Annotated in this window: 20 protein-coding genes; 11 read left to right on the top strand and 9 right to left on the bottom strand. The window is 70.9% G+C overall.

The genetic code is table 11. The features are described from left to right. Nucleotides 1-132: 132 nt before the first annotated feature. Complete coding sequence (locus tag ACFYY1_RS15460) at nt 133-1,119, bottom strand: aldo/keto reductase (RefSeq protein ID WP_388585083.1); 987 nt, start codon at nt 1,117-1,119, stop codon at nt 133-135. 178 nt (nt 1,120-1,297) lie between these two features. On the opposite strand from ACFYY1_RS15460, the gene ACFYY1_RS15455 reads away from it, so the two are divergent. Both ACFYY1_RS15455 and ACFYY1_RS15450 read left to right on the top strand, forming a co-directional pair. After that, nucleotides 1,298-2,083 carry an SAM-dependent methyltransferase gene (locus tag ACFYY1_RS15455; protein WP_388585080.1) on the top strand — a complete coding sequence of 262 codons (786 nt, stop codon included), beginning with the start codon at nt 1,298-1,300 and terminating at the stop codon, nt 2,081-2,083. A gap of 78 nt (nt 2,084-2,161) precedes the next feature. Next, a complete protein-coding gene (locus ACFYY1_RS15450; RefSeq protein WP_388585077.1) occupies nt 2,162-3,325 on the top strand; it encodes a serine hydrolase domain-containing protein in 1,164 nt (387 codons plus the stop codon). A 30-nt stretch (nt 3,326-3,355) separates the two neighbouring features. On the opposite strand, the gene ACFYY1_RS15445 is transcribed toward ACFYY1_RS15450, so the two are convergent. After that, nucleotides 3,356-3,835: a GNAT family N-acetyltransferase gene (locus ACFYY1_RS15445; protein WP_388585074.1), complete on the bottom strand. Its 480-nt coding sequence runs from the start codon at nt 3,833-3,835 to the stop codon at nt 3,356-3,358. Between the two features lie 50 nt (nt 3,836-3,885). On the opposite strand from ACFYY1_RS15445, the gene ACFYY1_RS15440 reads away from it, so the two are divergent. Then, the gene (locus ACFYY1_RS15440; RefSeq protein ID WP_388585073.1) at nt 3,886-4,698 is read left to right on the top strand and encodes an exodeoxyribonuclease III; all 813 of its coding nucleotides are present in this window, start codon (nt 3,886-3,888) and stop codon (nt 4,696-4,698) included. Nucleotides 4,699-4,866: 168 nt separating this feature from the next. On the opposite strand, the gene ACFYY1_RS15435 is transcribed toward ACFYY1_RS15440, so the two are convergent. Then, entirely contained in the window at nt 4,867-6,453 is a 1,587-nt protein-coding gene (locus ACFYY1_RS15435; protein WP_388585072.1) for a recombinase family protein, read from the bottom strand. 201 nt (nt 6,454-6,654) lie between these two features. After that, entirely contained in the window at nt 6,655-7,314 is a 660-nt protein-coding gene (locus tag ACFYY1_RS15430; protein WP_388585514.1) for a MerR family transcriptional regulator, read from the bottom strand. A gap of 194 nt (nt 7,315-7,508) precedes the next feature. Here ACFYY1_RS15430 and ACFYY1_RS15425 point away from each other — a divergent pair, with 194 nt between their 5' ends. The 5 genes from ACFYY1_RS15425 (at nt 7,509) to ACFYY1_RS15405 (ending at nt 11,931) form a co-directional block, all read left to right on the top strand. Then, on the top strand, nt 7,509-9,056 hold the full coding sequence (locus ACFYY1_RS15425; protein WP_388585070.1) for a flavin-containing monooxygenase: 1,548 nt from the start codon (nt 7,509-7,511) through the stop codon (nt 9,054-9,056). Next, nucleotides 9,053-10,024 (top strand): alpha/beta fold hydrolase, encoded by a 972-nt coding sequence (locus tag ACFYY1_RS15420; RefSeq protein WP_388585068.1) that lies wholly within the window; start codon nt 9,053-9,055, stop codon nt 10,022-10,024. Before ACFYY1_RS15425 ends, ACFYY1_RS15420 begins: the two co-directional genes overlap by 4 nt. Then, nucleotides 10,021-10,914, top strand: a complete 894-nt coding sequence (locus ACFYY1_RS15415) for an SDR family oxidoreductase (RefSeq protein ID WP_388585065.1) — start codon at nt 10,021-10,023, stop codon at nt 10,912-10,914. The genes ACFYY1_RS15420 and ACFYY1_RS15415 overlap by 4 nt, the downstream gene beginning before the upstream one ends. 85 nt (nt 10,915-10,999) lie before the next feature. Further along, nucleotides 11,000-11,194 (top strand): hypothetical protein, encoded by a 195-nt coding sequence (locus ACFYY1_RS15410; protein WP_388585062.1) that lies wholly within the window; start codon nt 11,000-11,002, stop codon nt 11,192-11,194. Nucleotides 11,195-11,490: 296 nt separating this feature from the next. Next, nucleotides 11,491-11,931, top strand: coding sequence for a peptidoglycan-binding protein (locus ACFYY1_RS15405; RefSeq protein WP_388585059.1), 441 nt, complete (start codon nt 11,491-11,493; stop codon nt 11,929-11,931). 102 nt (nt 11,932-12,033) lie between these two features. On the opposite strand, the gene ACFYY1_RS15400 is transcribed toward ACFYY1_RS15405, so the two are convergent. The 3 genes from ACFYY1_RS15400 to ACFYY1_RS15390 all read right to left on the bottom strand — a co-directional run bounded on the left by ACFYY1_RS15400 (nt 12,034) and on the right by ACFYY1_RS15390 (nt 14,620). Next, a complete protein-coding gene (locus ACFYY1_RS15400) occupies nt 12,034-12,843 on the bottom strand; it encodes a helix-turn-helix domain-containing protein (RefSeq protein WP_388585056.1) in 810 nt (269 codons plus the stop codon). Beyond that, nucleotides 12,840-13,676 carry a helix-turn-helix domain-containing protein gene (locus ACFYY1_RS15395; RefSeq protein WP_388585054.1) on the bottom strand — a complete coding sequence of 279 codons (837 nt, stop codon included), beginning with the start codon at nt 13,674-13,676 and terminating at the stop codon, nt 12,840-12,842. Before ACFYY1_RS15395 ends, ACFYY1_RS15400 begins: the two co-directional genes overlap by 4 nt. Before the next feature lie 119 nt (nt 13,677-13,795). Then, on the bottom strand, nt 13,796-14,620 hold the full coding sequence (locus ACFYY1_RS15390) for an NAD(P)H-binding protein (protein WP_388585051.1): 825 nt from the start codon (nt 14,618-14,620) through the stop codon (nt 13,796-13,798). 64 nt (nt 14,621-14,684) lie between these two features. On the opposite strand from ACFYY1_RS15390, the gene ACFYY1_RS15385 reads away from it, so the two are divergent. Both ACFYY1_RS15385 and ACFYY1_RS15380 read left to right on the top strand, forming a co-directional pair. Further along, on the top strand, nt 14,685-14,855 hold the full coding sequence (locus ACFYY1_RS15385; protein WP_388585048.1) for a hypothetical protein: 171 nt from the start codon (nt 14,685-14,687) through the stop codon (nt 14,853-14,855). Between the two features lie 51 nt (nt 14,856-14,906). After that, nucleotides 14,907-15,503 carry a hypothetical protein gene (locus ACFYY1_RS15380; protein ID WP_388585046.1) on the top strand — a complete coding sequence of 199 codons (597 nt, stop codon included), beginning with the start codon at nt 14,907-14,909 and terminating at the stop codon, nt 15,501-15,503. 44 nt (nt 15,504-15,547) lie between these two features. Here ACFYY1_RS15380 and ACFYY1_RS15375 read toward each other — a convergent pair whose 3' ends face one another. Continuing rightward, entirely contained in the window at nt 15,548-16,879 is a 1,332-nt protein-coding gene (locus tag ACFYY1_RS15375) for an NAD(P)/FAD-dependent oxidoreductase (protein ID WP_388585044.1), read from the bottom strand. Nucleotides 16,880-17,198: 319 nt separating this feature from the next. Then, entirely contained in the window at nt 17,199-18,593 is a 1,395-nt protein-coding gene (locus ACFYY1_RS15370; protein WP_388585041.1) for a lipase family protein, read from the bottom strand. A 213-nt stretch (nt 18,594-18,806) separates the two neighbouring features. Between ACFYY1_RS15370 and ACFYY1_RS15365 the strand changes: the two genes are divergently transcribed. Next, nucleotides 18,807-19,454, top strand: coding sequence for a TetR family transcriptional regulator (locus ACFYY1_RS15365; protein WP_388585039.1), 648 nt, complete (start codon nt 18,807-18,809; stop codon nt 19,452-19,454). Nucleotides 19,455-19,476 lie beyond the last annotated feature (22 nt).

Below are 19,476 nucleotides of genomic sequence, written 5' to 3'. Positions count from 1 at the left end.
ATGAAGTCCCGCCCAGTTGATTCAACTGGGCGGGACTTCGTGTTTCTGAGGCTGGTGCGACGGCCGGCACCAGGCTGTTCAGCCGCCCGCCGCCCGCCGCCCGCCGCCCGCCGCCCCGCCCCTCCGTCCGGATCAGTGGGCGGCGTCCAGGCGTGCCCGCTGGTCGTCCGTCAGGTCCAGGTCCACCGCTGCCAGGTTCTCCTTCAGCTGCGCCACCGATGACGCCCCGGCCAGCGGGATCACGGGCAGGTCGTGGCCGATCTGCCAGGCCAGGACGACCTGGTTGATGCCGGCTCCGGTCTCGGCGGCGATCTCGCGCAGAACCGCGAGCCGGGCGGGGGTGCCGGGGTGGTCGTAGTCCGCGGGGAGGGGCTTGTCCGTGCGGGTGTAGGCGCCGCCGAGCAGCGGGGAGTAGGCGACCAGGGTCAGTCCGGGCTCGGCGCGGAGGTAGCTGAGCATCTCCGGGCCGGCGTGGCCGAGGCTGCCGTCCTCGAAGAGCGGGGAGGGGATGTCGTACCGGGGGCGCAGGTGGCTGTGCTGGTACTGCAGGACCTCGTAGCCGGGCAGTGAGGCGGCGGCGGCGAGGGCGCGGGCGCGTTCCACCCGCCAGACGGCGTGGTTGCTGGCGCCCAGCAGGCCGACCGTCCCCTCGGCCACCAGCTCCCCGAACGCCTCGACGGTCTCGCCGAGGGGGACGGTCCGGTCCTCGATGTGCGCGTAGAGCAGGTCGAGCTTGTCCACGCCGAGCCGTTCCCGGCTGCGCTCGGCGGCCTCCCGGACCGCCTTCGCGGACAGGCCCTCCGGGTTGTCGACGAACCCGGTGCCGGGCGCGAGCGGTTCGGCGCCGAGCTTGGTGGCGATGACTATCTCGTCACCGATGCCGCGGCTGCGCCGCCACTTGCCGAGCAGCCGCTCGCTCTGGCCGCCGAGGCCGCCGTCGACCCAGTAGGCGTAGTTGTCGGAGGTGTCGATGAAGGTGCCGCCGGCCTCGACGAAGTGGTCCAGGACGGCGAACGAGGTCTTCTCGTCGGTGACCGACCCGAAGAGCATCGCGCCGAGCGCGAGGACGCTCACCTCGCGGCGGGTGGCGGGGTCGGTGCCGATGGTGCGGTACTTCATGACTGTTCCTCCCGTTCGGGCCGCCGTCGTTCGGTGGCCGTGAGAAGGAGTGTGGATGTTGAAGTGCACTTCAACGCAAGGAGGTTCCGGCTGCCGGCCCCGGACGCGCGTCACCTACGCTGAACGCGTTACCCGCTCTCGGATTCTTCGGAATCCACCGCACCGAGAGGAGCGCCCAGTGACGGTCGACAGGCCCGAGCTCCGGATCGACACCAGCAGGCCCCACCCCGCACGCGTGTACGACTGGCTTCTGGGCGGCAAGGACAACTACCCGGTCGATCAGCGGGTGGGGGAGCAGCTGCCGGCCGAGGCGCGGGGCAACGCGGCGCGGAACCGGGCCTTCATGCACCGGGCCTCCGCCTGGCTGGCCCGCAACGGGGTCGATCAGTTCCTCGACATCGGCACCGGCATCCCCACCGAGCCCAATCTGCATCAGGTGATCCAGGGCATCAGGCCGTCCGCCCGGGTCGTCTACGCGGACAACGACCCGATCGTGCTGCGGCACGCGGAGGCCCTGCTGGTCAGCAGGCCGGAGGGGGCCACCGACTACATCCACGCGGATGTGCGCAAGCCGGAGGCGATCGTCGAGCACGCCCGCACGCTGCTGGACTTCGACCGGCCGGTCGCGCTGTCCCTGATCGCGCTGCTGCACTTCCTGCCGGACGACGACGACCCGTACGGCATCACCCGCGCCCTGGTCGACGCCTTGCCGTCGGGCAGCTTCCTGGTGCTCTCGCACGGCACGGCCGACCAGCACCCGGAGCTGAAGGACGAGACCGAGGCCACGTACAAGAAGGGGGCGATCGCGCTGCGGATGCGTACCCGGAGCGAGGTCGAGCCCTTCTTCGAGGGGCTGGAGCTCGTCGAGCCCGGACTGGTCTTCGCCACGGAGTGGTACCGCGAGGAGCCCGCGCCGGTGCGGGAGCGCAGCGGTTTCTACGTGGGGGTCGGCCGGGTGCGCTGAACCCGGACCGATGAGTTCGTGGCGGGTCGGCGGTCCTGTCTTCTGCTCTTCTGCGGCGATGAGAGGGAAGGTGGACCGATGACCAATCTGAACGATGTCCTGAACGAACACGTCGGTGACGGGGCGGCGCCCGGGGCCGTGGGGCTGGTGGCCCGGGGGGACCGGGTCGAGGCGGTGGCCGTCGGGTCGGCCGACGCGGAGGGCACGGTCCCGATGCGCAGGGACTCGATCTTCCGTATCGCGTCGATGACCAAGCCCCTCACCGCCGCCGCCGTCATGATGCTGGTCGAGGAAGGTCGGATCGCCCTGAACGAGCCGGTCCGGCAGTGGCTGCCGGAGCTGGCGGCCCCGATGGTGGTCCGTACGCCGGACTCCCCGGTCGACGACGTGGTCCCCGCCGACAAGGTCATCACGGTGGAGGACCTGCTCACCTTCCGGGCCGGGTACGGCTTCCCGTCGGACTTCTCGCTGCCCGCGGTCCAGCTGCTGATGAGCGAGCTGAAGCAGGGGTCGGGGTCGCTCCAGCCGCAGCAGGTCCTGGCGCCGGACGCGTGGATGGCGGCGCTGTCCCGTATCCCGCTGCTTCACCAGCCGGGCGAGGAGTGGCTGTACAACACCTGCTCCGACATCCTCGGGGTGCTGATCGCCCGGGTCTCGGACCGGTCGCTGCCCGAGTTCCTGGCGGAGCGGCTGTCCGAGCCGCTGGGCATGGCCGACACCGCCTTCGCCGTGCCGGCGGCGAAGGCCGACCGGTTCACCAGCTTCTACCGGGCCGATCCGGAGGGCGGCGGGCTCCGGATCGCCGATGCTCCGGACGGGGAGTGGAGCAGTGTGCCCGCGTTCCCGTCCGGCGCCGGCGGGCTGGTCTCGACCGCCGACGACTGGTACGCCTTCGCCCGGATGCTGCTCGCCGGGGGAGAAGGGGGGAGCGGCGGGCGCCGGGTGCTGTCCCGGGAGTCGGTGCGGTTGATGACCACCGACCATCTGACGCGGGCGCAGCGCGAGCACAGCACGCTGTTCCTGGAGGGCCAGGGCTGGGGCTACGGCGGGTCGGTGGACATCGAGGCCGCCGAACCCTGGAACGTTCCGGGGCGCTACGGCTGGGTGGGCGGCACGGGAACGGCGGGACATCTCACGCCCGCCACCGGCACCGTCTCCGTCCTGCTGACCCAGCTGGCGATGACCGGACCGACCCCGACCCCGGTGATGCGGGACTTCTGGCGGTACGCCGCCGGTGCCTGACGGCCGGGTGGGCCGGGCCGGCCCACCCGGCTACCGCAGCGGCTTCGCGTAGCAGCGGCTGCTCTCGTACAGGCGGTAGTGGCCGAACTTCTCGCACGGGGCGTAGCCGCTGGACATGTACAGCGCGATCGCCTCGGGCTGCCGGTCCCCGGTCTCCAGCACCATGCGGACCCGGCCCGCCGCCCGCGCGTCCTCCTCCAGGGCGGCCAGGATGCGGCGGGCCAGTCCCTTGCCCCGGCCCTCGGGTATCACGAACATCCGCTTGAGCTCGGCGTCACCGTCCGAGTACCCCTCGTCGTTACGGTCCTGGGTGCGCCAGCCGCCGGTGGCGACGGGGCGGTCCCGCTCGTCGTAGGCGAGGAGATACAGACCGTGCGGCGGCTCGAACATCGACGGGTCGAGCGGTGTGACATCGCCCTCGTCCCCGTACCGCTCGGCGTATTCGAGCTGTACCTGGTCGTTGAGTTTGACGGCGTCGGGGTGGTCGAAGGGCCGAGGGTGGATATTCATGCGCCATATCGTACATGTATGCGTGCGGTGAATGTCGGTATCGTGCCTGGATGCTGACCGTCACCACCGCCAATGTAAATGGGCTCCGTGCCGCCGCCAAGAAGGGCTTCGTCGAGTGGCTGGCCCGGACCGAAGCCGATGTGATCTGCCTCCAGGAGGTGCGGGCCGAGCCGGAGCAGCTGCCCGAGGAGGTGCGTGAGCCGGCCGGCTGGCACACCGTGCACGCACCGGCCGCCGCCAAGGGGCGGGCCGGGGTCTCGCTCTACACGCGGCGTGCGCCGGAGCGCGTGCAGATCGGGTTCAGCGGGTTCGGGGACGCCGGGAGCGAGGAGTTCGACGCGAGCGGACGCTACGTCGAGATCGACCTGCCGGGCGTCACGGTCGCGAGCCTGTACCTGCCCTCCGGTGAGGTCGGGACCGAGAAGCAGGACGAGAAGGAGCGGTTCATGGCCGCGTTCCTCCCGTACCTGAAGGGCCTGAAGGAGCGGGCCGCGGAAGGCGGCCGCGAGGTGGTGGTCTGCGGCGACTGGAACATCGCCCACCGGGAGGCCGACCTCAAGAACTGGAAGGCCAACAAGAAGAGCTCCGGCTTCCTCCCCGAGGAGCGGGAATGGCTGACCCGGGTCTTCGACGAGGCCGAGTACGTCGATGTCGTACGGGCGCTGCACCCCGACGAGGAGGGGCCGTACTCGTGGTGGTCCTACCGCGGGCGGGCCTTCGACAATGACACCGGCTGGCGGATCGACCTAGTATGCGCAACGTCCGGCATCGCAAAGCGGGCCGTGAAGGCGTACGTGGAGCGGGCGGCCAGCCATGCGGAGCGCTGGTCCGACCATGCGCCCGTGACGGTCGTCTTCGAGTAGGCGGCGAGCCCGCTGGCCTGGACGGTCCTGGGTTCGCGGCGAGGCTCCGGCGGCCGGGGGTCTCGGGCGAGCCAATCGGCGTCAGGGCTGGCCAGCCATTCGCGGCCCCCGCCATCAGGGCCGACCCAACCGGGCCGACCCCTTTTCTGGACGCTGTCGCGCCAGCGACTACGTGTACGACGCGGCGCCCTCCTCCGCCTGGATCTCCTCCAGCCGCGCCGCGTGGAGGTCCTCATGGGACGTCAGCGTGAACGACAGGCGCCCCTGGTCCGGGCCCTTCAGTCGTTCAGCCCCTCCGCCTGAACTCCCCTTCGCCACGGTCGCGCGTGCGCCGGCGTCCAGGAGGAGCTGGCGGCGGCCGGCGGCATCGTGCCGCGCCCAGAAGCTGGCGTACGTCTCGCTTGTCTCCACGGTCTCCGTCCGGGCCTCTGTGCGGGGCGTCGCCTCCAGAGTCTCAGCACGCCGCTCCAGGGCGTCCACTTCCTCTTGCCAGATCATCCGGCCGGTCTGGGACTTGCGGGAGTCCTTGTCGGCGTACAGGGCGCGCAACTCCGCCTCCACTTCCCGGAGTTCCGGCGTTGGGTCGTAGCCCTTGTATGTGACGACCTTCGTCATCTGGGAGTCGCCGATGCGGGCCATGACCTCCAACTCCACGTACGCCTCCAGCCAGTCAGCGCGGATGCCGGCGGGGGCGGGGCAGCGCTCGCCCCTGGCCGTGGCCCGACAGTTGTAGTCCATGCCTCCGGCCCGCTTCGACAGGTAAAGATTCCCGCCGCAGCCACGGCACTTCGCGACGCCCAGGAGCATGGCCCGGGTGTCCTTGCGGGTGCGGTTCTTCTGGGGCGTCAGTGTGGAGAGGTGATCCTGAAGGGTGTCGAACTCCTCCAGAGACAGGACAGGCTCCCCGATCAGGACCGGGTACCCGTCGCGGTCCCGGACAGGCTTCCCCTGGTGGAGGCGGTACCCCATCAGGGCGGGGGAGCGGAGGACCTTCGACAGGGTCCCAGCTGTCCAGCGGAAGCGTTCGTGACGGCGCCCGGCCCGCATCCCGCCAGGCTCGCGGCCTGCCTTGATGGCCTGATAGTCGCGCGGAACGGGCGTCCCCGCTTCGTTCAGCGCCATGGCAACAGCGGTGAGGGACTGGCCGTCCAGGACGTCACGGATGATCCCGGACAGGACCTTCACGGACTCCGGGTCAGGCGCCAGCTTGAAGCCCTCCCCGGCGGGGTTCGGGACCTTCTCGTACCCGTACGGGACCAGGCCGCCGGAGTACCGGCCCTGGGCGCGGAGGGCCGCCTGGGCGCCCGTGACGCGCTCCTGGATGGCCAGGGCCTCCATCTGGGCGCTGAAGGCCAGCATCATCATGATCAGCTCAGACACGGGCGACACGGTCCGCATGTCCAGCTCCAGCGGGGCGCCTCCGGGGCCTTCGGAGAAGACCAGGAGTTTGCTGTGGGCCTTCGCCCAGCGGCCCAGCTCCGCCATGTCTGCCATGGAGCGGACGGCGCGGTCCATGCGCATCCAGATGATCACGTCGAAGTCGTCGGGGCGCTGAAGCCACGAGCCCAGCTCCGGCCGGTCGAAGGGCGTCGTCTTCGTTGCCGAGACGTCCAGGTCCTCCGCTTCGCCCACAATGACAGCGCCGCGACGTGCGGCTTCGTTTGAGTTGGCGGCGCGCTGGCGGCCCGGTGACGTCGTCTCATCAGTCCTGACGGAGAGGCGGATGGCGCTCAGCGCCCGCAGCTGGGTCGTCATGGCCGGAAGCGTGCTGGAATCTGTTTTGATTGGATGACGCATCGACTACCAGGTAGACCGGCTACGCGCCGGTGACGGTGGTCTTCGAACAGTAGAGCGTGCGAACGGGGTGAGTGCCGGGGGGTTCGGGCCGGGAAGTATCCCGGCGTGCGATCGAGATCGAGAGTGCCCGCCCGGCAGCGGTCGTCGCGTGACCGTCCGTCAGGGGGCGGGGTCCCGCGGCGGTTCGCCCGTGCTCTCGCGGCGCAGCCGCCGGTCCAGCGCCATGGACAGCTCGGCGTCCACCACCGCGCGGGCCAGCGGCCGGAGCTGCGGCGGCTCGGCCTCGCCGGCATGGCCGCCCTGGTCCTCCAGGACGCTCACGAAGAGTTCGGCGAGCGCGTCGGCGTGCTCGCGGACGCGGCGGCCGGCCGCGAGCACGGTCGCGAGCGGTACGCCCTCCCGTACCAGCTGGGACGAGACCTCCAGCAGGCGGCGGCTGATGTGGACGATCTCGTCGCCGTCGGTGGCGAGATAGCCCAGTTCGAGGGCGGCGGCCAGGTTCTCCGGGGTGGTCTCGCCCTCGAAGTAGTCCGCGAGCTGCTCGGGGGTCAGGCGTACCGGGGTCTCCTCGGTCGGCTCGCCCAGGCCCAGCACCTCGGCGACATCGCGGCCGCTCTCGAAGGTGCGGGCGAGATCGGCGATGCCGGTGAGGGTGTGGCCGCGTTCCAGCAGGCCGGTGATGGTGCGCAGCCGGGCCAGGTGGTGGTCGTCGTACCAGGCGATGCGCCCCTCGCGGCGGGGTGGCGAGATCAGTCCGCGCTCCCGGTAGAAGCGCACGGTCCGCACCGGGATGCCGGCCTCCTTGGCCAGCTCCTCCATGCGGTATTCGCGGTGCTCGCGTCCTTCAGCCACACCCGCACCCTACCGGTCCGCCCCGTGGTGGAGGCCACAAGTTGTACCGTCGGTAACTTTCCTGCGCCGTACCCCTACCCATCGGTACGGAGCTGCTCTACTCTCCAACAATGCCAGTGATTGCTGGCAGAGTCGTGTGACGTACCGCGGGAGGCGGCAGCATGGCCCAGCACGAGCACGTACGAGTGGCGGTGATCGGATCCGGATTCGGGGGCCTCGGGGCCGCGGTCCGGCTGCGCCGCGAAGGCATCACGGACTTCGTCGTCCTGGAGCGGGCCGATTCCGTCGGCGGTACCTGGCGCGACAACAGCTACCCGGGCTGCGCCTGCGACGTACCGTCCCACCTCTACTCGTTCTCGTTCGCACCCAACCCGGAGTGGCCGCGCACCTTCTCCGGGCAGGAGCACATCCGCGCCTACCTGGAGCACGTCGCGGACACCTTCGGGCTCCGTCCGCACCTGCGGCTCGGCCATGAAGTGACGATCATGCGCTGGGACCGCGAGGAGCTGCACTGGGTCATCGAGACGGCGAACGGGGCCGGTTTCACCGCCGATGTCGTGGTCTCCGCGAGCGGTCCGCTCTCCGACCCGAAGACGCCGGACATTCCCGGTCTCGCCGACTTCCCCGGCGAGGTCTTCCACTCGGCCCGCTGGAACCACGACGCCGACCTCACCGGCAAGCGCGTCGCCGTGATCGGCACCGGCGCCTCCGCCATCCAGATCGTGCCCGCGATCCAGCCGAAGGTCGGCAGCCTGACGCTCTTCCAGCGCACCCCGCCCTGGGTCATGCCGCGCATGGACCGGAAGATCAGCGGCGCCGAGCGCTGGCTGCACCGCGCCGTGCCGGCCACCGGCACGGCCCGCCGCGGACTGCTCTGGGGCATACGGGAGTTGCAGGTCAGCGCCTTCACCAAGCACCCGGGCGAGCTGGGCCTGGTCGAGAAGATAGCCAAGGCCAACATGGCGCGGGCCATCAAGGACCCCGCGCTGCGGGCCAAGCTGACTCCCTCGTACCGCATCGGCTGCAAGCGCATCCTGCTCTCCAGCGCCTACTACCCGGCGCTCGCGCAGCCCAACGTGGACGTGGTCGCCTCCGGCCTGGCCGAGGTGCGCGGCTCCACGCTCGTCGCCTCCGACGGTACGGAGACCGAGGTCGACGCGATCATCTTCGGCACCGGCTTCCACGTCACCGACATGCCGATCGCCGAGCGCGTGGTGGGCGCGGACGGCATCACGCTCACCGAGTCCTGGAAGGACGGCATGCAGGCGCTGCGCGGCGCCAGCGCCGCCGGGTTCCCCAACTGGATGACGATCATCGGCCCCAACACCGGGCTCGGGAACTCCTCGATGATCCTGATGATCGAGTCCCAGCTGAACTACATGGCCGACTACCTGCGCCAGTTGAACGTGCTGGGCGGGCGCGTCGCGCTCGACGCCCGGCCCTCGGCGGTCGGCGCCTGGAACCGCCGCGTCCAGGAGCGGATGAAGCGCACCGTGTGGAACACCGGCGGCTGCAACAGCTGGTACCTGGACGCCAACGGGCGCAACACCACCGTCTGGCCGGGCACCACCGCCGAGTTCCGCAAGGCGACGCGGCTGGTCGACCTCTCGGAGTACGAGGTCGTACGGACCCCGAAGAAGGCCGCCGTCGCGGCGAAGGCGGCCACTTCCGCCGAGCCGAAGGCCGTCGCCGAGGAGGTCGCGGGATGAGCCGGCTGCTGCGGCGCGACGGCGCCCCGCCGCTCCCCACGCGCGAACTCACCGTGCGCTCCGCCGACGGCGCCCGCATCCACGTCGAGGTGCACGGGCCGGACGGCGCCCCGGCAGTGGTCCTCGCGCACGGCTGGACGTGCAGCACCCGCTTCTGGGACGAGCAGATCAGGGACCTCGCGGCGGACCACCGGGTCGTCGTCTACGACCAGCGCGGCCACGGCGCATCGCCCGCGGCCGGCCCCGGCGGATGCAGCACCGACGCCCTCGCCGACGACCTCGAAGCGGTCCTGGCCGCCACCCTGGAACCGGGGGAGAAGGCCGTGCTCGGCGGACACTCCATGGGCGGCATGACGATCATGGCCGCCGCCCGGCGGGCCGGGCTGCGCGAGCACGCGGCGGCCGTACTGCTGTGCAGCACCGGGAGTTCGCGGCTGCCCGCCGAGTCGACGGTGGTACCGATGCGGGCCGGTTCGGTGCGCACCCGGATGACCCGGGGAATCCTCCTGGCGTCGGCCCCGCTGGGACCGGTCACGCCGATTACCCGGCGGGTGCTCAAGTACGCCACGATGGGAGCGGGGTCGGCACCGGAGCGGGTCGCGACCTGCGCCCGGATCGTGCACGCCTGCCCGAGGAAGGCCAGGGCCGCCTGGGGGCGGGTCCTCGCGGACCTCGATCTCGACGCGGGAGTACGGGAGTTGCGGGTCCCCACGGCGGTGATCGCGGGTACGGCGGACCGGCTCACCCCGATCGGGCACGCCCGGTCGATCGCGGCCGCACTCCCCGACGGCCTGGGGCTCACCGAGCTGACGGGCCAGGGCCACATGACGCCGGTGGAGGCGCCGGAGGCGGTCACGGCGAAGCTCCGGGAGCTGGTCGCCGCGTACCTCCCGGCGGGCACGGACGCAGGCACGAAGACGGAATCGAGTGCGGGCACGGGTACGGCCGAGAAGGAGGAGGTCGCATGAGCGGCAGGCGGAGTCTCGAAGGACAGGTCGTCGTCGTCACGGGCGCGGCACGCGGCGTGGGCGAACTGCTGGCCCGCAAGCTCTCGGCGCGCGGCGCGAAGCTCGCGCTGGTCGGGCTGGAGCCGGACGAGCTGAAGAAGGTCTCCGAGCGGCTGCACTCGGAGAGCGACCACTGGTTCGCGGACGTCACCGACCACGAGGCGATGGCGCGGGTCGCCCAGGAGGTCAAGCAGCGGTTCGGGAAGATCGACGTCGTCGTCGCCAACGCCGGGGTCGCCGCGGGCGGACCGTTCGTCGAATCGGACCCGGACGCGTGGCGCCGGGTCATCGAGGTCAACCTGATCGGCGGCGCGGTGACCGGGCGGGCGTTCCTGCCGGTGCTGATGGAGAGCCGCGGCTACTTCCTCCAGATCGCCTCGCTCGCGGCGATGACGCCGGCGCCGATGATGACCGCGTACTGCGCGTCCAAGTCGGGCGTGGAGGCGTTCGCGCACAGCCTGCGGGCCGAGGTCGCCCACCGGGGCGTGAAGGTCGGGGTCGGCTACCTGTCCTGGACCGACACGGACATGGTGCGGGGCGCCGACCAGGACGACGTGATGCGGGAACTGCGCCAGCGGCTGCCCTTCCCGGCGAACCGCACGTACCCGCTGGGCCCCGCCGTCGACCGGATCGTCGCCGGTGTCGAGCGCCGCTCCCCGCACGTGTACGCGCAGTGGTGGCTGCGTGGGATGCAGTCGGTGCGCGGCTACCTGCCCTCGCTGATCGGTGTCGTCGGTCAGCGGGAGGTCCGCAGGTTCGGCTCGCGGCTGGACAGCGTGAGCAAGGGACTGGTGGGCGCCGGGGGCGCCGCTGACCAGGACGCGAGGGCGGCGACTACGCAGCGTAAGTGATCGACATGCGGTGGGTGCCGGGTCCTGCGACGCTGAACGAGGTCCTCACGGACCGCCCCCCAAGCATCCACTAGGAGTGAACAGCATGGGTATCGCAGACCAGTTCAAGGACAAGGCGCAGGAGCTCGCCGACCAGGCGAAGCGGAAGATGGACGAGGGCCGGGAAGAGGGCCGCGAGCGGACGCAGGACACGTCCCAGCGCACCTCGCAGACGTCGCGGCAGGCCCGTGACAAGGCCCAGGACGCCACGAAGAACCTGCGTGAGCGTCGCGACCGCTGACCCTGCGCCTTCGCGCCGTCCCGGCGCGTAGTCCGCTGTGTCGAAGGGTGTGTCCGGGAGACCGGGCACACCCTTTCGGTGCGCCGTGCCCCGTCCCACCGTCCCACCGTCCTGCCGCGTGAGTCCCACCGTCCCGCCGCACCGTCACCGTGGACGGCGTCCCTGCAGGTCACGGCGTGGGACGTCCCCCGAGCGCGTCACTTCCCCGGCGGCTGTGGCAGCCCCTCCTCCCCACCCCGCAATGTTGGTCGCAGAGCCGGCCGACGGGGCCGGGTCGAACCTCGGGGAGGAACAGAATGCGAACCATGACGAGGGCGTTCGTCGGCGTCACCACCGCCATCGCGATCGCCGGCGGGGGTGTGGCGGCCGCGGGCACCAGCTTCGCGGCGACCGGGCACGCGACGAACGCGGCGGCGAGCGCCACGGCCGTCACCCCGCAGGCGATCGTCAACCTCGGCCTCAACGCCACCCAGGCCAAGAAGCTCCAGCGCGACCTGAAGGCCAACTGGGGCTACAAGGGCGCCATCGACGGGCAGCTCGGCCCGGACAGCTGGAAGGCGATGCAGCGCTTCCTGAAGCAGTGGGGCTACAAGGACAGCATCGACGGGATCGTCGGCAGCAACACGGTGAAGGCGATCCAGCGCTGGCTGAAGGCCAACTGGGGCTACAAGGGCGCCATCGACGGCATCGCCGGAGCAGGGACCCAGGCCGCCCTGAAGCGGTACTGCAACTCCTGAGTACGTAGCTCCTGACTATGTGACTCCTGAGTACGTCGTACGCACCGGAGGGCGGGTGGGGCCGCCTCCGGTGCGTACGGTTCGTTCGTCCGGGTCCCGGTCTCAGCCGGTGAAGCACTCGCGGCGGCCGCCCGGTACCTCCAGGCAGATCCTGGCGCCCGTCCCGCTGTCACCGGCGGTCATCGGGGTCGCCAGGTACTGTCCGGCGTCGCGGCCCCCTTCGGCCGTGACCTGCTGGGTGTGCCCGGTCGGCAGTGACAGTTCGACCCGGTCGCCCGGCAGCAGCCCGGTGGTCCGTACCCACAGGGTGTGGCAGAGCCGGGCATGGCGCAGTTCCAGGCGCCGCCCGCCGGACGCGGTGTGGGTGGCGAGGGTGGTGATCATCCCGGCCCCGCCGCAGCCCATCGCCACGGGGCTCCGGCCCTCGCAACCGGCGGCCCGGCAGCCCGGATTGCGCACGAGCGGTTCCGTGGCGGCGCGGGACTGCCCGTCCGGCTTTCCGCCGAGGAAGGCGGCCGTGGCCAGGCAGGCCACCACCACCCCGGCGACGGCCCCGGCGACCGCCCACCACCGCACGCCCACGCGGGCAGGGCTGACGGGCCGGTCCGGTTCCACCGCCGCAGACACGGGCGCAGCCACGGGTGCAGCCACGGGTACGGGCCGGGCCCGGCCGCTCCACTCGGCGTCCGCCAGCTCCCAGAGCGCCAGCGGCCGGCCGGGCGGCGTACCGGTCAGCTCGCACAGCGCCGCCACCGCCTGGCGGGGTGCGGGCTTCTTGCCGTTGAGATAGCGCTCCCACGACGATTTGCTGTACGGGGTACGGGCCGCCAGCGCGGCCAGACTCAGCCCGGACCGCTCCCTGATCTCCCGGAGCGCCTGAGCCAGTTGGCCGCTCACGACAAGGACCGTCATCGGCGCAGCTCCCGCCAGGTGTCCGGGCCGATGATGCCGTCCACGACGAGGTGGTGCGCGCCCTGGAACCTCTTGGCTGCGCCCTTGGTGCGCTCGTCGTACAGCCCGTCGAAGGCGCCGGGGCCGAAGCCCTTCTCGCGCAGCAGGCACTGGGCCTCCACCACGTCGAACCCGGTGCTGTTGATGTCGAGCAGCATCTCGCGGGTGGCGCTGTGCCCCGCCCGCAGCTCGCCGTCCTTGCGCTGTACGTCGCAGGTGTAGGTCTGCCCGCGCAGATACCCGGTCCCGGCCGCCACGGCACCGGTCTTCGCCGCCTTCTCCGCCGGGACGCCGTCGTCCCACGCCCCCGCGACCAGCAGCCCGCCCCCGAAGGAGACGACGACGGCCAGCGCCACCGCCCCGAGCGTCCACTTCAGCGGCACGGTGCGTGACGCCCGGCCCGCCGCCCGCGACTGCTCCTGCTCGGGCTGCTGCTCCTGCTCGTTCTGCTGTTCCGGTTCCGGTTCCGGTTCCTGGTCCTGGCCCTGGTCCTGCTCCGGCGTCGGCTGGTCAGGCCGTCCGGCTTCCTCGGTACGGGCCCGTTCGGCGACCTCGTACAGCACGACGAGTCGCGTCGGCTCCGTACCGCAGATCTGCGCCAGTTCCTCGACCGCCTTGCGCGGCACGGGCTTCTTGCCGTTCAGATACCGTTCCCACGAGGAACGGCTGTAGCTGGTCCGGCTCGCGAGCGCGGCCAGGCTCAGACCGCTGTGGTCCTTCAACCTGCGTAACTGGACGAGTAATTGGTGTTCGCTGCTGGGCAGCTCCGTGGGCAGTTCTTTCCAACGCGGCATGCGGATTTCCCCCCGGTTCTTCCGGCCGTTGCCCTAAATAGTGGGCTATCGGAGCCCTGTACGCGAGGAGTTGACGTCCTCGGGGCTGTCGCCGTGCCGGGGGCCTGAGCCCTTCTCCGTCAGGGGCGGAAGGCCTCAGCGTGCGCGGCGGCCCATTGGGCGAAGGTCCGCGGCGGACGGCCGATGACTTCCTCGACCGATGAAGTCACCCTGGCCACCGTCCCGGGGACGTTCGCCCACATGTGCAGCATGAACTCGATGCCCTCCTCGGGCCAGCCCTCGGCTCGCCATTGCCGACGTGCCTGGTCATCGGTCAGCTCGGTGAAGCGGATCTCACGGCCGGTCGCCGCCGCGATGGCGGACACCTTGTCGGCCGGCGTGAGCGCTTCGGGCCCCGAAACGACGAGGCTCCTTCCCGCATGGCCGCCGCCCGTGAGCACGGTGGCGACAACTTCGGCGACATCCGTCTCGTCGGCCGAAGCGGTCCTGCGATTCGCGTAGGGCTCGCGAACCTCCGCCGTGCTGCGGATGGTCTCGGCCCACCCCAGCGCGTTGGACATGAAGTCGATCGGCCGGATGAACGTCCACTCCAGGCCGCTGTCACGCACGGCTTGTTCCAGCTCTCCGTCTTCGTCGACCGACAAGACCGTCAGCCGTCGCACGCCGGCTTCCGCGGCCATCGTGAGGATCTGCGGCCCTGTACGCAACGGCGCATGGTCGTGCCCGGTGGCTCCGAGCAGGTGCACGGCGCGCACTCCGTCGAAGGCCGTTGCCAGTGTCTGCGGCTTTGTGAGGTCGCCGCCCACCACTTCGACGTCGTGGGGCAGACCGGTTGCCCCGGCCGGGGCACGTGTGAGTGCGCGAACCGTCTGTCCGGTCCGCCGAAGCCGCCCGACCACATGGCGCCCCAGAGTTCCCGTCGCACCCGTAACCAGAATGGTCATGTCGCTCCTTGCCGCTGTCTGCTGTTCCCGGACCTTCCCGTGGCCCGGAATCAGGGGACAGTAGGTGGCATCCAGGTCAGGTCTCGACCTGTATCCGGCCGCCCATGCGACCTACGCGCCGGGCGGCAGGGGGCTGGTCGATGCCGATCTTCGGCCTTTCGGGATCGCGCAGTACGACCTCGGCGCGACGTTCAAGCCCGGCTCCGGCGACCCCGTCGACGACCGCCTGAGCTGACAAGTAGGGGTCTGTCAGGTGTAGTTGACGTTCCCTCATACACTGGCCGCCATGTCGCCCAAGAGCTTCTACGACCTGGCCTTCGAGGTGTCCCCGGGAGCGGCCCGCAAGGACGTTCACTACATCAGAGGCAGTCTCGACGAGATCAGGGACGATCTGGCAGCCGAGCTGTCCGAGAGCTCCAACGTGTACCTGCTGTGCTGGTACGGCTCCGCGGAGCTGGCGCTGCATGTGTACCAGCAGGGCGAACGGGTGCACTCGATCGACCTCCGCCCGCTCGTCACGGTCTCGGTCGTCGGCTATCGGCCCATCACCTTCCTCGGCTCCGGCGAGCCGACCGGCTATGACGCCGGCGCGGATGACGCGGGCAAGGTGCGGCAGGCGCTTGAGGAAGGAATGTTCTCGGGGGATCTCGACGGCACGATCGAGGTCGCTGTCGACTGGGACTCCATCGAAGTGCCGGGGCTGGTCGGCGAAGTCGCGACGGACGACGACTACGTGAAGCTGGCCGAAGGTCCCGATGGCGTCTCCTTCGAGGACGAAGGCTGGGACGACTTCGACGAGGACGACCTCGACGAGGACGAGCTGGAGGACGAGCTGATCGAGCGGGGACATATCCCGTACGGGTTCACCGACTTCGAGGCCTGACCCCCGGCTCGCCCGGTCAGCGGTCAGCGGTCAGCGGTCAGCGATCAGGGATTCGCCCTGCGGTGCTTGACGTTGACGGCCAGGGCCCTGGTCAGCGCCACGGGGCTCAGGAAGCGCAGCGGACCGATCAGGCGGGCCGCGAACAGGTACATGTGCCGCGCAAGCGCCGCGTCGCGCGCCGCCGCCGAGAACATCAGCCGTTCCATGGCCTTGAACGGACGGGACTTGGCGTAGTCGGCGGCCAGCTGCTGGTGGCCGGTCAGCCGGCGCCGGTGCGTGCGTGCGTACGCAGTGAGGGAGGCGTCGAGGTCCGCCTGGAGCCCGGTCGCGGTCGGCGCGACCGCCTCCGTCAGCCACTGCGCGGTCTGCAGGGCCCATCCGCATCCCACGCCCCACAGGGGGTCGCTGGTCAGGGCGGCGTCGCCGATGAGCGCGACGCCCGGTGCGGTCGGCCTGCGGGTGTGGAGCGGGTAGTCGACCGTGCCGATGATCTTCGAGACCTGCTCGGCGGAGTCGATGGGCGGCGCCTCGGGCAGAGCGCGGATGAAGTCGAGGAAGCTGCCCTCCAGATCCTCCTTGAAGGCCGGCAGCCGCTTCTTGTCCGGGAGCACCGCGAGGACCGTCACTCCGTCGTCGTTCGGGAACGCGTACGCCATGTCGGGGTCGAGGAACCAGGCCTGACCGACCCCGCCAGGCAGCGGAAGGTTCCGGAAGTGCGCGAGATAGCCGAACCGCCCGTTCTCGTACTGCTTGGCGGGCACCTCCGCGAACTTCGCCACGGCCGAGTCCTTGCCGTCGGCACCGACCACCAGACGGGCCCGGATCTCGCGCTCGCCCTGCGGCGTCGACGCACGCACGCCCACGGTTCGCCCGGCTTCCCGGAGCAGCCCGGTCACACGGTGGCCGAGCAGCAGATCGACGCCGGGCGTCTCCGCCGCACGGGACCTGATCAACGGGTCGAGGGTGCTGCGCCGGACGTTGTACCCGTGCGGCAGCTCGGGACCCCCGGGGGCGGACTTCGGCTCGATCCAGCCCCAAGAGGTGTGCCAGCGGGCGTCGTTGTGGACCGCTCCCGCGTTCTCAAGCGCGGGGACGAGGCCGAGTTCGTCCAGCACCGGGTAGGCGTTGGCCGTGATGGAGTGGGTGCAGAGCACCTTGTACGCCTCGGGGTCCGAGCGGCGTTCCAGCAGTGCGACACGGACACCGCGTCGAGCGAGCAGGACGGCCGCGGCGCTGCCGGCGAGGCCGGATCCGCTGATGACGACGTCGTATTCGTGACCCGCACTGTCGTGACCCGCACTGTCGTGTCCTGCGCTGTCGTGACCCGCGTTGCCGTGAACCGCGTTGTCGTGTCCCGTGCTCTCGGGCTCGGTCATGCGCTGCTCGCCCCCTCGGGGTGTGCCGTTCGTGGGAGTGGTGCGGTGAGGTGCGGTGTGCCATGGCTGTCAGGCACATGGCGAAGTGTAGGGAGCGGAGGGGCCGAAGAGCTGGTGATCGGGCGTTTCGGGGGTCGGGAACCGGGAACATCCGCCGCCGGACCGCACCTGGCCGGTGTCGGCGGCCCGGCCGTTGCTGTACCAAGCGGCGGAACGTCTCGAACGTGGGGTCAGGTGTCACGTTCGTGACGCGGGTAGGGGGTCGGGCGGAGGGGGCGGCCCGGAGTTCGGCCGCCCTTCCGGCGCACGGGCGGTGGGGTCAGGGCTGGATGGGCATGGACCAGCAGTTGGAGGTGGCGGCCTTGCCGGAGAGGCGGTCGGTCAGCCAGGAGATGGCGTCGCCCTGGTCGGTGATGAGCGGTACGAGGTGGTTGGTGAGGATCTTGTCGCCGAGGTTCGGCAGCACGATGGCGTCGTAGGTGACGTCGGCGCCCTTGCCGCACCAGTCGACGGCGAGCTTTCGGGCCTGGGAGTGGGGCACGATGTCGTCCTGGACGCCGGTGGCCAGCCGTACGGGCCCGGCAGGCTTGAGCGTGCCGATGCGCTGCTTCTCCAGGGCCGCCTTCGCGCGGGGATCGGCGGCGATGATGTCCCCGATGGACTTACCGCTGTTGGTCCACTTGGTGCTCTTGGTGAAGCCGTAGCCGAGCAGCGCGTCGCCGACGCACATCGTCGAGGCGTCCGCCAGCGCGGCCTTGCCGGTGGCGCTGATGTTCGCGTCGACAACCGCCCGCAGGTCGGGGTCGGCCTGGGCGAATCCACTGATCGACCAGGCCAGCGCACCGGCGAGCGCGCTGCCGTCGATCCCCTTCATGACCGCGACCAGGTCCGCCGGGGGTGCGCCGGAGTAGGTGCCGGAGAGCGGGACGTCGGGTGCGTAGGAGGGCTGGAGTTCGGCGGCCGCGGCAGTGGCACCGCCGCCCTGGCTGTATCCGTACAGGCCGGTCCTCGAAGCCGCGGTGACCGACGCGCCGGGTACGGAGCGGGCGGCGCGGGCCGCGTCCAGCAGGGCGTGCGCCTCGTCGACGCGGTTGACGTAGGTGTGCAGGCGGTCGGTGGTGCCGAGGCCGACATAGTCGGTCACGACGACCGCGGCCCCGGTCGACAGGAGCCGGTAGATCGCCAGGGCCTCGTAGCCCACGGACACGGTGTCGCCGTTGAGGGTCAGCGGGTGCTGCAGGGAGAAGGACGGCGCGCACTGGTCGCCCTGGCCCATGGTGCCCGAGGCCAGCGCGACCAGGGGGCGCGGCCCGGTGCCCTTCCAGGCGGCCGAGGGCTCGATGTAGGCGCCGGTCACGGCGACGGGCTGTCCGGCCGAGTCGGTGGACTTGTACATCAGTCGGGTCGCGGTGCCCGGCATCGGGCGGCCGTCCAGACCGGGGATCTGCAGCCCCAGCGGCAGGGCTTCGGTGCGGATCAACGCTCCGTTTGTGGACGGGAGTTCGGCGGGTGGGGTGTAGAAAGCGGGGATGGTCACCCCGCGGGAGACGACGGGATCCGTCGTGGCGGCGGTGGCCGGTACGGCCGAAAGGCCGGCGCAGACGGTACCGGCGACGGCGGCGGCAGCCAGTAGGCGCAGGCCGGCCCGGCGGCCACGGCCGGTGGTGGGGAGGGGAGTGGGGGTGGAACGAGAACGGGTCTTCGTGCGGCTCATGTCGGGCTCCTCGTTCGTCGTTTGGGTGATCGATGTCGCCTGGCTGCGTCCGATACGGCGCGCACGCCAAATGCCGGGAGAATCAGCACAGTTACTCGCGAGTTACTTACCGCAGGGTAAGTCTGTGTGTCAGTGAGTGACAAGGCGTCGGCATGCGCCATTTTCGAATGGCTCGCTATGCTGCGGCGGCAAGGACGGAGAGCGGGGGCGAGGGTGGGCGAAGCGTCATCCGCGGGGCACGGGCGGGCAGTTCAGGCCGATGTCAGGCCGTCGCTCGCCGAGCGGCGCAAGGCGGCTCTCCGCTTCGAGATCGCTGGTGCGGCTGTCCGCCTGTTCGCCTCGCAGGGCGTCACCGGCACGACGGGCGAGCAGATCGCCCAGGCCGTGGGCATCTCTTCCCGCACCCTGTGGCGCCACTTCCCCACCAAGGAGAGCTGCGTACTGCCGCTGCTCTCCGCAGGGCTTGAGTTCGCCATGGACCAACTGCGCCACTGGCCGGGGGACATCGGCCTGCTGGACTTCGTCACGCAATCCCTGAGCGTCGGCGAGCTGCCCGACGGGGCCCCGGTCATCCTCGACCTCATCCGTATGACCACCACCGACCCGGCACTGCGCGCCGTCTGGCTCCAGGCCCACGACGACGCGCTCCCCGTCCTCGGGCAACTCCTCGCCCAGCGCTCCGGCGGCAGCGCCGAAGACCTCCGGATCAAGGTGCACGCGGCGACCTTCAACGGCGCACTGCGCGCGGCATCGGAGGACTTCGCCCGCCGGTACGCGGAAGACCCCGGGGCAGCGGGGAGCGAAATCGCCACATGCCTCATTGCCGCACTGCGCGCGGCCTCCGAGGGCCTGCCCTACTGACGCTCCGGTCCCCGAGGATTGC

It is taken from the genome of Streptomyces sp. NPDC001890 (assembly GCF_042891445.1).
Classification (GTDB): Bacteria; Actinomycetota; Actinomycetes; order Streptomycetales; family Streptomycetaceae; genus Streptomyces.
The sequence above is the reverse complement of the archived record's forward strand: the minus strand, read 5'-3'. Positions and strand labels throughout refer to the sequence as shown.